This window comes from Streptosporangium sp. NPDC023963 (genome assembly GCF_040639135.1).
GTDB lineage: Bacteria > Actinomycetota > Actinomycetes > Streptosporangiales > Streptosporangiaceae > Streptosporangium.
In genome coordinates this window covers 60,365-73,088 of the sequence record NZ_JBEZZK010000021.1, presented here as the reverse complement: position 1 = coordinate 73,088, position 12,724 = coordinate 60,365, and the positions used below count along the sequence as shown (strand labels likewise).

The following is a 12,724-nucleotide window of genomic DNA, read 5'->3' as shown; positions in this document are numbered from 1 at the left end:
AGCTGGGAGAAGCGGATGCCGTACTACCGGGTCGTGGGGGAGATCCCCCGCAAGCGGCACGTGCAGTTCCGGCGGCCCGACGGCGGGCTGTACGCCGAGGAGCTGATGGGCGAGGAGGGGTTCTCCAGCGACTCGTCGCTGCTCTACCACCGTCACCTCCCCACGGCGATCATCAAGGCCGAGGCCGTCGAGCCCGAGGCGTCGAGAGGGCTTCTCACCCCCAACGTGCCCCTCTCCCCCCGCCACCTGCGCACCCAGGACCTGCCGGACGGGGGCGACCTGGTCACCGGGCGCGGGCTGCTCGCCGGGAACGCCGACGTCCGCATGTCGTACGCCGCGGGCGAGGCCCCCAGCGGGCTCTACCGCAACTCCATGGGCGACGAGTGCGTCTACATCGCGAGCGGGCGGGTCAGGTTCGAGTCGACGTACGGGGTGATCGAGGCCGGGGAGGGCGACTACGTGGTCGTCCCGACCGGGACGATCCACCGGTGGGTGCCGCAGGGCCGCGTCACGGCCTTCACCATCGAGGCGGCGGGCCACATCCGGCCGCCCAAGCGCTACCTGTCCAAGTACGGCCAGTTCCTGGAGCACGCCCCCTACTCCGAGCGCGACCTGCGCACCCCGCAGGAGCCCCTGATCGCCGAGGGCGAGGAGGTGCCGGTGCTGGTCCGCACGCGCGGCGGGCTCACCCGGCTGGTCTACCGCGACCACCCGTTCGACGTGGTCGGCTGGGACGGCTGCCTCTACCCGTACGCGTTCAACATCAACGACTTCGAGCCGATCGTGAAGCGCACCCACGCCCCGCCGCCGGTGCACCAGACCTTCGAGGGTCCCAACTTCGTGATCTGCTCGTTCTGCCCGCGGCCGCTCGACTTCCACCCGGACGCGATCCCGATCCCGTACAACCACCACAACGTCGACTCCGACGAGCTGATGTTCTACGCCGGAGGTGACTACACCGCGCGCAGGGGCTCGGGCATCGACGTCGGCTCGGTCTCGCTGCACCCGGCGGGGTTCACGCACGGCCCGCAGCCGGGCGCCGTCGAGGCCGTCATCGAGGCGGTGCGGCAGGGCCACACGCAGACGAGCGAGCTGGCCGTGATGGTCGACACCTTCCGCCCCCTCGACCTGGGCCCGGCCGGGCTGTCGGTGGAGGACCCCGCGTACGCGTGGACATGGGCCCGTTGACGGACGCGGGCACGACCACGGGCCCGCCACGGGGTAGGGACAGGACCATGAGCGCACACACGAGCACGGGGACGGGCGCGAAGGTGAACGACGTGGGGACGGGAACGGCGGCGCTCTTCCGGGGGCTCGTCGACGACGCCGGGCTGTTCCCGCCGACCGGGCTGCCGATGGCCGAGGCCCTGGAGCGGCACAGGAACGACCTGGCGGGCGACGACCCGGTGCTCGCCCACCGCTTCCTCTGCCCGGCCGGACGCCTGGCGGAGCTTCGCGACCACCTGACCTTCCCGATCCGGCTCGGCCTGATCCTGGACACCCCCGGCGTACCGTCCCTCGAGTCCCTCGAGTCCCTTGACGACGTCGCCGTCGAGCTCGTCGAGGTGCGCCAGGGGCCGGGCGAGACCCCGGCGACCGTGGCGGAGCGGCTGACCGGACGGCTGCCCGGCGGTGCCAGGCTGTTCGTGGAGGTCTCCCCCGGCGACCTCGCCTCCCTGCCGCGCGACGCCACGGGCCCCGGCCTGAAGTTCCGCTGCGGCGGGCTGACCGCCGGAGCCTTCCCGGGCGCCGCGGACCTGGGCGCCCTCATCGCGCACTGCGCGAGGCACGGCGTGCCGTTCAAGGCGACCGCGGGGCTGCACAACGCGGTCCGCCACTTCGACCCCGTGCTGGGCGTGGACCGGCACGGCTTCCTCAACCTGGTCCTCGCGGTCTGCGCGGCCGTGGAGGACCGCGATCCGGTGCCGGTGCTGAGGCTGACCGACGTCGGCGAGCTGGTACGGCTGGCGCAGGCCGTGCCCGGCGACACCGCGGCGCGCGCCAGGGAGCTGCTGGTGTCGTACGGGTCGTGCGACACGCGCACCCCGATCGAGGACCTGGCGGCCCTGTGCCTGATCGACCGGCACCCCCACACGCCCCCGGTGACCACCGGCGAGGCGACCACCGACGCGGCGCCCCCCGGCGCGACAGAGGAGAGTGCGTGATGTCTTGGGGCCTGGAGAACCTGCCCTACGGAGTCTTCTCCCGCCACGAGGGGGAGACCCCTCGCGTCGGCGTCCGCTACGGCGACCACGTGGTCGACCTGGCCGGGGCCCTGCACGACGAGGTGTTCGCCACCGGCTCGCTCAACGCCTTCATGTCCAGGGGCCCGGCGGCGTGGCGCGACACCCGGGCCCTGATCCAGAACAAGCTGAGCACCGACCAGGCGGTGATGGGGCCGCACCTCGTCCCGCTCGACCAGGTCACGCTGCACCTGCCGGTCGAGGTGGCCGACTACGTCGACTTCTACTGCTCGCTGGAGCACGCCTCCAACCTGGGCCGGATGTTCCGCCCCGACGAGGAGCCGCTCAAGCCGAACTGGCGGCACCTGCCGGTCGGCTACCACGGCAGGGCCGGGACGGTCGTCGCGTCCGGCACCCCGGTCACCCGGCCGTGCGGGCAGCGCGGCGCGGGGGTCTTCGGCCCGTCCGCCAAGCTGGACATCGAGGCGGAGCTGGGATTCGTCGTCGGCGCGCCCACGGCCCTCGGCGACCGGGCCGGGCGGTTCGAGGACCACGTGTTCGGCGTGACCCTGGTCAACGACTGGAGCGCCCGCGACATCCAGGCCTGGGAGTACGTCCCGCTGGGCCCGTTCCTCGGCAAGTCCTTCGCCACCTCGGTGTCGCCGTGGATCACCCCGCTCGCGGCCCTGTCGGAGGCGCGCACCGAGGGCAGGCCGCAGGACCCGGAGCCGCTCGGCTACCTGCGCCGCGAGGAGCCGTGGGGGCTCGACCTGCGGCTGGAGGTCTCGGTGAACGGCGAGGTCGTCTCCCGCCCCCCGTACCGGGACATGTACTGGACGCCCGACCAGATGCTCGCCCACATGACCGTCAACGGCGCCGCCCTGCGCACCGGCGACCTCTACGCCAGCGGCACGGTCTCCGGCTCCGGACCGGGCGAGCGCGGCTCGCTGATCGAACTGACCTGGAACGGGACCGAGCCGCTGAAGCTGCCCGACGGTTCGGCCAGGACCTTCCTGGAGGACGGGGACACCGTCACGATCACCGCGACCGCCCCCGGACCCGGGGGAACCGTGATCACCCTGGGAGAGGTGTCGGGAACGATCGAGCCCGCGCGGTAGCCCCGGGGCCGGACGGCAGAGCCGGGCCTGTCGGCGATGCGGTGAAGGACATACGGTGGGAAAGGAACCTCCCAGACGTCCGGCGCGTTGTACAGGCAGGAGGGCCGGAGCATGGAGTATTGGGTCATCTGGTTGATCTTGGCGGTGGCGCTGGGAGTCGCCGAGATCCTCACCCTGACCACCGCCCTCGGCCTGCTCGGGGGCGCCGCCCTCATCACCTCCGTCGCCGCGGGGCTGGGGCTGCCCGTCCCGCTCCAGCTCGTGGTGTTCATCGCCTCCCTGGTCGCCGGGGTGGTCGTGGTCCGGCCCATCGCCAAGCGCCAGCTCACCATGCGGCAGCCCCGGAGCCAGCGGTTCGGGATCCAGGCGCTCGTGGGCAAGCCCGCCTACGTCCTGCGCGAGGTGACCGGCATGGAAGGCCGGGTGCGGATCGGCGGCGAGGAGTGGTCCGCCAGGGCCTACGACGAGACCCTGGTGATACCCGCCGGGGCGACCGTCGACGTCATCGAGATCGAGGGCGCGACCGCGCTCGTGTATCCACGGGAGTGACACCATGGACGCTCTGCTCATAGCCGGACTGCTCATCGTCCTGTTGGCGGTGTTCACCGTGATCCGCTCGGTGCGCATCGTCCCCCAGGCCCGGGCCCGCAACGTGGAACGGCTGGGCCGCTACCACAGCACGCTGAAGCCCGGCCTGAACTTCGTGATCCCGTACATCGACCGCGTCTACCCGATGATCGACCTGCGCGAGCAGGTCGTCTCCTTCAAGCCCCAGCCGGTGATCACCGAGGACAACCTGGTCGTCGAGATCGACACGGTCCTGTACTTCCAGGTCACCGACCCCCGGGCGGCGGCGTACGAGATCGCCAACTACATCCAGGCCGTGGAGCAGCTCACGGTCACCACGCTGCGCAACGTCGTCGGCTCGCTCGACCTGGAGATGACGCTGACCTCGCGCGACACGATCAACAGCCAGCTGCGCGGGGTGCTGGACGAGGCGACCGGCAAGTGGGGCATCCGGGTCAACCGGGTGGAGATCAAGGCCATCGACCCGCCCAAGAGCATCAAGGAGGCGATGGAGAAGCAGATGCGCGCCGAGCGGGACAAGCGCGCCGCGATCCTCAACGCCGAGGGCCAGCGGCAGTCGCAGATCCTCACCGCCGAGGGCGACAAGCAGAGCGCGATCCTGCGGGCCGAGGGTGACCGGAGCGCCGCGATCCTCAAGGCCGAGGGCCAGTCCCAGGCCATCGACGAGGTCTTCCAGGCCGTGCACCGCAACGACCCCGACCCCAAGCTGCTGGCGTACCAGTACCTGCAGGTGCTGCCCGAGCTCGCCAAGGGCCCGAACAACACGTTCTGGGTGATCCCCAGCGAGGTCACCTCCGCGATCCAGGGCGTCTCCAAGGCGTTCACCGAGGCGCTGCCGCAGTCGTCGGCCGTCCGCGAGGCCCCCAGGGTCAACGAGGCCGCGGCCGAGGAGCGGAAGCAGGCCGAGCAGGCAGCCGCCGACGCGGTCGCCGAGGCGGCCGAGGCGGACAGCCTCGGCGGCGGCCCCCGCCAGCTCAGCGCGCCCCCCGCGCACCTGCCCGGCGACGACCTCCTGGGAACGGGAACCGGGGCGGGAACGGCGGTGGGAGCGCGGGAGGAGCACCACCGGAACGGCTCCTGACCTCTCCCGGCCCTCCCGGCATTCTCGATCTCCCTCGGCCCTTCCGCCCTGCGTGTCCGGGCGGGAGGGCCGACGTCGTGACGGGAATCGACGGCGAGGACCGCCCCCTGGTCGGTTTGCGGTCAAATGTCTGGGTAACCCTCTAGGTCTCGGGGGCCGGGCGTGAAGCAACGCTGTGGGTGGGGTTAAGAAAACCGCGATGGACATCCCCGAAGGCGACCGGGCACAGTGCGTAGGGTCGGAGCTGAGGGGGAATCCGCTATGAAAGCGCTGGTCAAGGAGAGGGCCGAACCCGGCCTGTGGCTGACCGACGTGCCCGAACCGTCCGTCGGCCCCGGTGAGGTGCTGATCAGGGTGCTGCGCACCGGGATCTGCGGCACGGACCTGCACATCCGGAGTTTCGACGCGTGGGCCCGGCAGACGCTGCGGACGCCGCTCGTCGTCGGTCACGAGTTCTGCGGCGAGGTCGTCGAGGTGGCGCCGGGCGTGGAGGACATCGCCCCCGGCGACCTGGTCAGCGGCGAGGGGCACCTGGTCTGCGGCAAGTGCCGCAACTGCATGGCCGGACGGCGGCACCTGTGCCGCGCCACGATCGGGCTGGGGGTGAACCGCGACGGCGCCTTCGCCGAGTACGTGACGCTCCCGGCCTCCAACGTCTGGGTGCACCGGGTCCCGGTCGACCTCGACGTGGCCGCGATCTTCGACCCGTTCGGCAACGCGGTGCACACCGCCCTGACGTTCCCGATGGTCGGCGAGGACGTGCTGATCTCCGGCGCCGGCCCGATCGGGCTGATGGCCGCCGCGGTGGCCACCCACGTGGGCGCCCGCAACGTGGTCGTCACCGACGTCAGCCCGGAGCGGCTGGAGCTGGCCCGCAAGCTCGGGGTCACCCTGGCACTGAACGTCGCCGAGACGTCCGTCCAGGAGGGCATGGACGGGCTGGGCATGCGCGAGGGCTTCGACGTGGGCCTGGAGATGTCCGGGAACCCGAAGGCGCTCCGCGACATGATCGCCTCCATGTCGCACGGCGGGAAGATCGCCATGCTCGGCCTGCCCGCCGAGGAGTTCGCCGTCGACTTCGCGACGATCGTGACCTCGATGATCACCCTCAAGGGGATCTACGGCCGGGAGATGTACGAGACGTGGTACGCCATGTCCGTGCTCCTGGAGAAGGGCCTCGACCTCTCCCCGGTGATCACCGACCGCTTCTCCTACCGCGACTTCGACGCGGCCTTCGACACCGCCGCCGGAGGCAGGACCGGCAAGGTCATCCTGGACTGGACGGCCTGATGTCCGGCTACCGCGACGGAACCGACAAGATCACCTCGGATTGGACGGCCTGATGTTCGACAACCTCCGCGACGACTTCCGTACGACCCTGAACGAGATCGCCGAGGCCGGGCTGCTCAAGCCCGAGCGGGTCATCACCACCCCGCAGCGCGCCGGGATCGCGGTCGCGGGCGGTGGCGAGGTGCTCAACTTCTGCGCCAACAACTACCTCGGCCTGGCCGACCACCCCGAGGTGGTCGCCGCCGCCCAGGAGGCCCTCGACCGCTGGGGCTTCGGGATGGCGTCGGTCCGCTTCATCTGCGGCACCCAGGAGGTGCACAAGGAGCTGGAGGCGCGGCTGTCGGACTTCCTCGGCCAGGAGGACACCGTCCTGTACAGCTCGTGCTTCGACGCCAACGGCGGCGTGTTCGAGACGCTGCTCGACGACCGCGACGCGGTGATCTCCGACGCCCTCAACCACGCGAGCGTCATCGACGGCATCCGCCTGTCCAAGGCCCGGCGCCTGCGCTACGCCAACCGTGACCTGGCCGAGCTTGAGGCGCGGCTCAAGGAGGCCGCCGACGCCCGGCGCAGGCTGATCGTCACCGACGGCGTCTTCTCCATGGACGGCTACGTCGCGCCGCTGGAGGAGATCTGCGACCTGGCGGAGCGGTACGGGGCCATGGTGATGGTCGACGACTCGCACGCCGTCGGCTTCGTCGGCGAGCACGGCGGGGGCACCCCCGAGCTGCACGGCGTGCGGGACCGGGTCGACATCCTCACCGGCACGCTCGGCAAGGCGCTCGGCGGGGCCAGCGGCGGCTACGTGGCGGCGCGCAAGGAGATCTGCGAGCTGCTCCGCCAGCGCTCGCGCCCCTACCTGTTCTCCAACTCCCTCGCCCCGGTGATCGCCGCCGCGTCGCTGCGCGTCCTCGACCTGATCAGCGGCTCGGACGAGGCCAGGACGAGGCTGCGCGCCAACACCGAGCGGTTCCGCACCGGCATGACCGAGGCCGGGTTCGACATCCTGCCCGGCGACCACCCCATCGTCCCGGTGATGATCGGCGACGCCGCCGAGGCCGCCGCGATGGCCGAACGCCTGCTGGAGCTGGGCGTCTACGTGATCGGCTTCTCCTACCCCGTGGTCCCGCACGGCCAGGCCCGCATCCGGGTCCAGCTGTCCGCGGCCCACTCGGCCGAGGACGTCGACCGCGCTCTGGAGGCCTTCGTCGCCGCCCGCGGCTGAACAGCGGCCGGCCCTACGCGATAACCGCCAAAAGGGCTTTTGTCGTAGTTAACGGGCGACCTCGGCGAGAATACAGAGGTGATAGACACGCGGCGGCTCAGAACCCTGCGTGCGGTGGCCGACCACCGCACGGTCACCGCGGCCGCCGCCGCGCTGCACCTGACCCCCTCCGCGGTCTCCCAGCAGCTCGTCGCCCTGGAACACGAGGTGGGCCACCGGCTGCTCGACCGCGACGGCCGGGGCGTGCGGCTCACCGCCGTCGGGCGCATCCTTCTGGGCCACGCCAACGAGATCCTCGCCCAGCTGGAGCGGGCCGGGGCCGACATCGCCGCCTACACGGCCGGTACGGCGGGCGAGGTGAAGGTGGCCTCCTTCGCCACCGCGATCGGGCTGGTCGTGGCCCCCGCGGTCGGCACCCTGCGGGACAAGGAGCCCGGCATCCGGGTGCGCGTCCTGGACGCCGAGGGCGACCAGAGCCTCACCATGGTCCTGGACGGCGCGGTGGAGGCGGCCGTGGCCGTGGAGTACCGCGGGGCCCCGGCCGAGGACGACCGGCGGCTGTCGCGCATCCCGCTCTACTCCGAGCCGTTCGACCTGGTGCTTCCCCGGGGCCATCGCCTCTCCGGGGGCGAGGTGACGGTCGCGGACCTGTCGGGCGAGACCTGGATCGGCCCCTACCCGGGCAACCCCTGCCACGACGTGATCGCGCTGGCCTGTGAGCACGCGGGCTTCACCCCCGAGTTCGCCCACTCCTCCGACGACTTCAGCGCGGTGGTCGCGCTGGCCGCCGCCGGAGCCGGGGTGGCGATGGTGCCGCGCCTGGCGCTGCGTGGCACCGATCCGTCCGGCGTGGTGATCCGCCCGGTGCCCGGCCCCGAACGCCGCGTCTTCACCGCCGTACGCCGGGGCGCGGAACGGCACCCCCTGCTCATCCCCCTGCTGAACGCCCTCCAGGACACCGCGACGACACTGCGCGGGACGTCACCTCTGTGAACCCCGCGATCTGGACGTTCGACGAGATCGCCGAGGTCCTCGGCGGGTACGGGACGTCAGGGCGCTCGTCGTTCCGGTCTTCGAGTTCCGGAAGCTCGGGGAGCTCCTCGCTGTCGTCCGTCCACGATTTCGTCAGAGCGGGCCACCGGTGCCGGCGACGCCGCCAGCGACAGCCCATCACCACCACCAAGGCGACCGCGGCGATCACCCCGGCGATCACCGCCTGAAATACGAGCTCCACGATCACCCACCCCGTCCCATAAGTTCCTTATGCGGCTTTTCGTGGGGCGACGAGCTCCCGGATGCGGTGACTTGCACATTTTTTGGAAAGCGCTTTACCGGATCGCCCCCGCCAAGGGCGGATTCCTCAGTCCACGTGGTCCGGGCGAACGCGACCCATCGTTCCCATGCGGCGAGGCTCGCGAGCGGGTTCCGGCATCGGGACAGGAGCCCCCGGCAGGGTGCTCCAACGGGGGAGATGGAGCCGAAGCGGCGCATGCCGCAGGTTCTTTCGTGGGGGAAGAACCCGCGTGCCACTACCCGCCGGGAGTGACTCATCGGCTCCCGATGAGTGCTGGGAGCGGCGCGTCACCCCCGCTGAGCGGAGGCCGGCGCTCCGGGGAGGAGATCATCCGGAGACGGCGACGCTGATTCCTCGGTGAGATCCGGCTCCATGGGGTTGCCCCTTCCGACCGAATTGAACCGACCCGTTCTCGCGTGAGCCGTCAACTGACGTCCCGCGACAGCGTCGGCTCGACGAAAAAACGGTCCCAAACACCGAGGCACGGAGAAAGCCGAACGAAGAGAAGCCGGATAACCACTTCCCGCGCCGTGGAACTCATGCGTGGCCAGATCGTGGAGGCGGACCTCCCGACCCGCGAGGAACCGGACCTCGAACCTTGATTCCTCCTGAACCAGATCCCGTCCTGGTGTTCGACGCGATGTGTCTCAACCATTTCGCCCGTGCCGAGCGCCTGGACGTTCTACGAGATCTCCTCATCGGCCAAAGCTGCCTGACCACCCATGTCGTGCGGGAAGAGTTACGCGCGGGCGTCGCCGAACATCCCGCCCTGCTGAACGTATTGAATTCGGACTGGCTTGGTGTCGCACGCCTGGACTCACTGCGAGAAATCAGATGTTTCGCGAAGTGGTCGCAGCGAATCGGCTCCTCTGAGCGGAACCTCGGCGAGGCCAGCGTGTTCTCGGCTGCCGAGCTCTGCGACGGAATCGCGATCACCGATGATCGAGAGGCCGTGGCGGTGGGCAGAAGCTTGGCCTGAGAGTTCACGGCACCGTGTGGCTACTCGCGAACGCCTGCCGTGACGGCAAACTGAGTGAGGTTGGAGCGGGCAACATCGTTGACACGCTCAAAGCGACAGGCATACGCCTACCGTGTTCGGGCGCGACGTTTGGCCCTTACATCCGCCGTCACGGGCTCTGTTGATCTTTCGGCTCGCGAGACCTCCACGAGAGCACTGGTCCGGCCCTCATCCTCACCCCCACCAATGGACAACCTTCATCACCACCATCAAGAACGGCGATCTCGGCTGACAGTGAGGACGGGGGTGCCGGGCGGGCCGGGGAAACCAGGTTCGCAATTCATCGTGTACCGCCCGCTGTGACCGGGGAGCAGGTGACGCTGACTCACGTACGCCCCGGGTATCGCCACTGCTCCGCACGCGACCCGGGGCAAGCTTTTTCCAGCCGGGTTCCTAACGGCGCCTTGCTGTCGAACCACCGCCCGACCAGGATCGCCGCGTACACAGCGGCCTCCGTCCCGCTCCGGATCAGGGCCGGGGTGCCGCGGTGAGCTTCGCGACGTCGGAGGTGTAGACGGTCATCCAGTGCGGATGCAGCCGGTAGTAGACCACCTCGGCGTCCCAGTCGAAGGCGTCGTCGCTGTAGAAGTCCTTGAGGTACGCGAGCAGGTCCGGCCAGTCCGCGGCGGGCTCGCCGTCCCGGGGGTTGAGGATCTCCACCGTGCCGTGCGTGAACACGCCCAGGTCCTCACCGCGCAGGTGCGCGGCGCTGACGGCGGGCCTGGCGGCGAGGTGGCGGGCCTTGGCGGCGTTGCGCGCCGTGCCGAAATGCCACTTGCCGTGCAGGAAGTGCCCGTCCACACCGCTGATCCGCGGCTCGCCCTTCGCCGTCACGGTGGACAGCGCGAGGGTGCGCATGCCGGTGAGGACCCGGGTGAGCTGCTCCGCGGTCAGGGTGCGCTCGCCGTTGATGATCGAGCGGAGGTGCGAGGTGGAACGGGAGAGGGAGGCGTCGAGGAGGGTCTGAAGCTCTTTGAGCTCCTCTGGCGTTTCGCGCATCGAAGTCCTTGTCCATCGTAGGGGCCGGTCCACGGCCGCCGTCGAGGTCGGCCGGTGGGGCCATGCTCGCCCGAAAACTCGACACCTTGTGTCATGTTTCCTCACCCGTCTCGCGGACCGCGACGAGCCACCAGAAGTCCGGGGAGGTGATGCCGACCGCTCCTGCTCGCTGCTGTCGGGACCGGCCCGTGATCGACGACCCGCGCGGAAAGGCCCTCCTGACCGGCGGCACGCCGACGAGCGGCTCGCCGGTCAGGAGGGCGGGACCGTGACCGTCACGGTGAGGGTGCGGGATGACGGTCACGAGGGAGATCAGTCCTTCGGGCGCTCGCCGAGGTCATGTCTCACGGCGAATCCCCAAGGAAGAAGCCCTCCGGCCCCACCCCGGATAACCGATGATGAGTTGACTTATAATAAACGTCCTCATCATTGACGGAGGTAACCATGGACAAGCCGATAGAGATGTTCGATCGTGACTACGAGTGGTCGGAACTGTCGCGCTTCGTCCGTTATTCGGGACCGGAGGCCACGCTTGGCGTGGTGTCCGGACGCCGCCGCCAAGGTAAGACCTTCCTGCTGGACGCGGTCTGCCGGGCCACGGGAGGGTTCTACTTCGCCGCGACCGAGGCGACCGAGACCGAGTCTCTCCAGCAGTTCGGCACGGCGCTCGCCCGTCATCTCGGAGAGCCGGTCCCCCGCAGGTTCGCGAACTGGGACGAGGCCATCGAATTCCTCATGACCATCGCCGTCGCCGGGCCGACCCCCGTGGTCATCGATGAGTTTCCCTATCTGGTCAGGGCTTCTTCGCACCTTCCCTCCCTGATCCAACGGGCTCTCGGCCCTCAGGGGCAGCGCCACGGCAGCGCGGTACGGCTTCTGCTGTGCGGATCGGCCCTGTCCTTCATGGGCTCGCTCCTCGCAGGAACCGCGCCGCTCCGTGGTCGGGCGAGCCTGGAGTTGGTGGTTCCCACCCTCGACTACCGGCTGGCCAGGGATTTCTGGGGCATCACCGATCCGGCCCTGGCGTTGCTGGTCAACGCCGTCGTCGGCGGCACCCCCGCCTACCGGCGCGAGTTCACCCTCGGCGACGTCCCTGACGACATCGAGGACTTCGGGCCGTGGGTGACGCGCAACGTGCTCAACCCGGGTCGTCCCCTGTTCCGTGAGGCCCGGTTCCTCCTCGCCGAGGAGCCAGAGCTGCGGAACGTCGCCCTATACCACGGTGTCCTGTCGGCGATCGCGAACGGCAACCATACTCGCGGCGGCATCGCCGGATTCCTCGGCCGCAAATCCACCGACCTGAGCCATTCCCTGACGCTCCTGGAAGACGTCGGCATGATCACCCGGGATCCGGACGCCTTCCATGGCAAACGTTCCACCTACCGCATCACCGAGCCCATTCTCAGCTTCTACCACGCGATCATGCGGCCGGAATGGACCGACCTGGAGCGTCCCGGTTATGCCGGACAGGTCTGGGATCGTTCACAGACGGCGTTTCGCAGCAAAGTCCTCGGCCCCCACTTCGAACACCTGGCCCGCACCTGGACGCGCTGGTACGCCGATGCCGAAACCCTCGGCGGTCTACGCACCCGTGTCGCCTCCGGTGTCCTGCCCGACCCGGCGGCCAGGAACAGCCACGAGATCGACGTCGTCGTCTTCGGCCGTGACGGCGACGGCAGAGAGGTCATCCTCGCGATCGGCGAGGCGAAGTACGGCGACGTCGTCGGCCGTGGTCACCTTGAGCGCCTTGAGCGCCTCCGGGAACTTCTCATCCGTCGCGACGACCGCGCCACTCCCGGCACCCGGCTGCTGCTGTTCGGCGCCGCCGGCTTCATGCCCCAGCTGCGGGAGACCGCGCAGGACCGCGTGGACGTGCAACTCGTCGATCTGGCCCGTCTCTACGAGAGGTCCTGAACGACCGGTGCCCT

The 12,724-nt window shown here is 70.0% G+C and carries 13 protein-coding genes; 11 read left to right on the top strand and 2 right to left on the bottom strand.

The window, feature by feature from the left end; all coding sequences use genetic code 11:
• Positions 1-15: 15 nt before the first annotated feature.
• From AB0F88_RS39105 to AB0F88_RS39060, 10 genes are all read left to right on the top strand, one after another.
• Positions 16-1,188 carry a homogentisate 1,2-dioxygenase domain-containing protein gene (locus AB0F88_RS39105; protein ID WP_362696380.1) on the top strand — a complete coding sequence of 391 codons (1,173 nt, stop codon included), beginning with the start codon at positions 16-18 and terminating at the stop codon, positions 1,186-1,188.
• A 47-nt stretch (positions 1,189-1,235) separates the two neighbouring features.
• Complete coding sequence (locus AB0F88_RS39100) at positions 1,236-2,165, top strand: hypothetical protein (RefSeq protein WP_362696189.1); 930 nt, start codon at positions 1,236-1,238, stop codon at positions 2,163-2,165.
• Positions 2,165-3,301, top strand: a complete 1,137-nt coding sequence (gene fahA, locus AB0F88_RS39095; RefSeq protein ID WP_362696378.1) for a fumarylacetoacetase — start codon at positions 2,165-2,167, stop codon at positions 3,299-3,301. The genes AB0F88_RS39100 and fahA overlap by 1 nt, the downstream gene beginning before the upstream one ends.
• Positions 3,302-3,412: 111 nt before the next feature.
• Complete coding sequence (locus AB0F88_RS39090; protein WP_362696187.1) at positions 3,413-3,850, top strand: NfeD family protein; 438 nt, start codon at positions 3,413-3,415, stop codon at positions 3,848-3,850.
• Between the two features lie 4 nt (positions 3,851-3,854).
• Positions 3,855-4,970: an SPFH domain-containing protein gene (locus AB0F88_RS39085; RefSeq protein ID WP_362696185.1), complete on the top strand. Its 1,116-nt coding sequence runs from the start codon at positions 3,855-3,857 to the stop codon at positions 4,968-4,970.
• Positions 4,971-5,231: 261 nt separating this feature from the next.
• Entirely contained in the window at positions 5,232-6,260 is a 1,029-nt protein-coding gene (gene tdh / locus AB0F88_RS39080) for an L-threonine 3-dehydrogenase (RefSeq protein WP_362696183.1), read from the top strand.
• Positions 6,261-6,312: 52 nt separating this feature from the next.
• Positions 6,313-7,485: a glycine C-acetyltransferase gene (locus tag AB0F88_RS39075; protein WP_362696181.1), complete on the top strand. Its 1,173-nt coding sequence runs from the start codon at positions 6,313-6,315 to the stop codon at positions 7,483-7,485.
• 78 nt (positions 7,486-7,563) lie between these two features.
• The gene (locus AB0F88_RS39070; RefSeq protein WP_362696179.1) at positions 7,564-8,478 is read left to right on the top strand and encodes a LysR family transcriptional regulator; all 915 of its coding nucleotides are present in this window, start codon (positions 7,564-7,566) and stop codon (positions 8,476-8,478) included.
• Positions 8,475-8,705, top strand: a complete 231-nt coding sequence (locus tag AB0F88_RS39065; RefSeq protein ID WP_362696177.1) for a hypothetical protein — start codon at positions 8,475-8,477, stop codon at positions 8,703-8,705. The genes AB0F88_RS39070 and AB0F88_RS39065 overlap by 4 nt, the downstream gene beginning before the upstream one ends.
• 702 nt (positions 8,706-9,407) lie before the next feature.
• The gene (locus AB0F88_RS39060) at positions 9,408-9,758 is read left to right on the top strand and encodes a hypothetical protein (protein ID WP_362696175.1); all 351 of its coding nucleotides are present in this window, start codon (positions 9,408-9,410) and stop codon (positions 9,756-9,758) included.
• Between the two features lie 507 nt (positions 9,759-10,265).
• Here the strand turns inward: AB0F88_RS39060 and AB0F88_RS39055 are convergent.
• On the bottom strand, positions 10,266-10,796 hold the full coding sequence (locus tag AB0F88_RS39055; protein ID WP_362696173.1) for a pyridoxamine 5'-phosphate oxidase family protein: 531 nt from the start codon (positions 10,794-10,796) through the stop codon (positions 10,266-10,268).
• 91 nt (positions 10,797-10,887) lie between these two features.
• Positions 10,888-11,100: a hypothetical protein gene (locus AB0F88_RS39050; RefSeq protein WP_362696171.1), complete on the bottom strand. Its 213-nt coding sequence runs from the start codon at positions 11,098-11,100 to the stop codon at positions 10,888-10,890.
• Between the two features lie 140 nt (positions 11,101-11,240).
• Here AB0F88_RS39050 and AB0F88_RS39045 point away from each other — a divergent pair, with 140 nt between their 5' ends.
• Entirely contained in the window at positions 11,241-12,710 is a 1,470-nt protein-coding gene (locus AB0F88_RS39045; RefSeq protein WP_362696169.1) for an ATP-binding protein, read from the top strand.
• Positions 12,711-12,724: the final 14 nt, after the last annotated feature.

Coding starts and splice junctions, on each gene's coding strand:
- AB0F88_RS39105 (WP_362696380.1), top strand. CDS start 16: ATGCCGTACTACCGGGTCGTGGGGGAGATCCCCCGCAAGCGGCACGTG.
- AB0F88_RS39100 (WP_362696189.1), top strand. CDS start 1,236: ATGAGCGCACACACGAGCACGGGGACGGGCGCGAAGGTGAACGACGTG.
- fahA (WP_362696378.1), top strand. CDS start 2,165: ATGTCTTGGGGCCTGGAGAACCTGCCCTACGGAGTCTTCTCCCGCCAC.
- AB0F88_RS39090 (WP_362696187.1), top strand. CDS start 3,413: ATGGAGTATTGGGTCATCTGGTTGATCTTGGCGGTGGCGCTGGGAGTC.
- AB0F88_RS39085 (WP_362696185.1), top strand. CDS start 3,855: ATGGACGCTCTGCTCATAGCCGGACTGCTCATCGTCCTGTTGGCGGTG.
- tdh (WP_362696183.1), top strand. CDS start 5,232: ATGAAAGCGCTGGTCAAGGAGAGGGCCGAACCCGGCCTGTGGCTGACC.
- AB0F88_RS39075 (WP_362696181.1), top strand. CDS start 6,313: ATGTTCGACAACCTCCGCGACGACTTCCGTACGACCCTGAACGAGATC.
- AB0F88_RS39055 (WP_362696173.1), bottom strand. CDS start 10,796: ATGCGCGAAACGCCAGAGGAGCTCAAAGAGCTTCAGACCCTCCTCGAC.
- AB0F88_RS39045 (WP_362696169.1), top strand. CDS start 11,241: ATGGACAAGCCGATAGAGATGTTCGATCGTGACTACGAGTGGTCGGAA.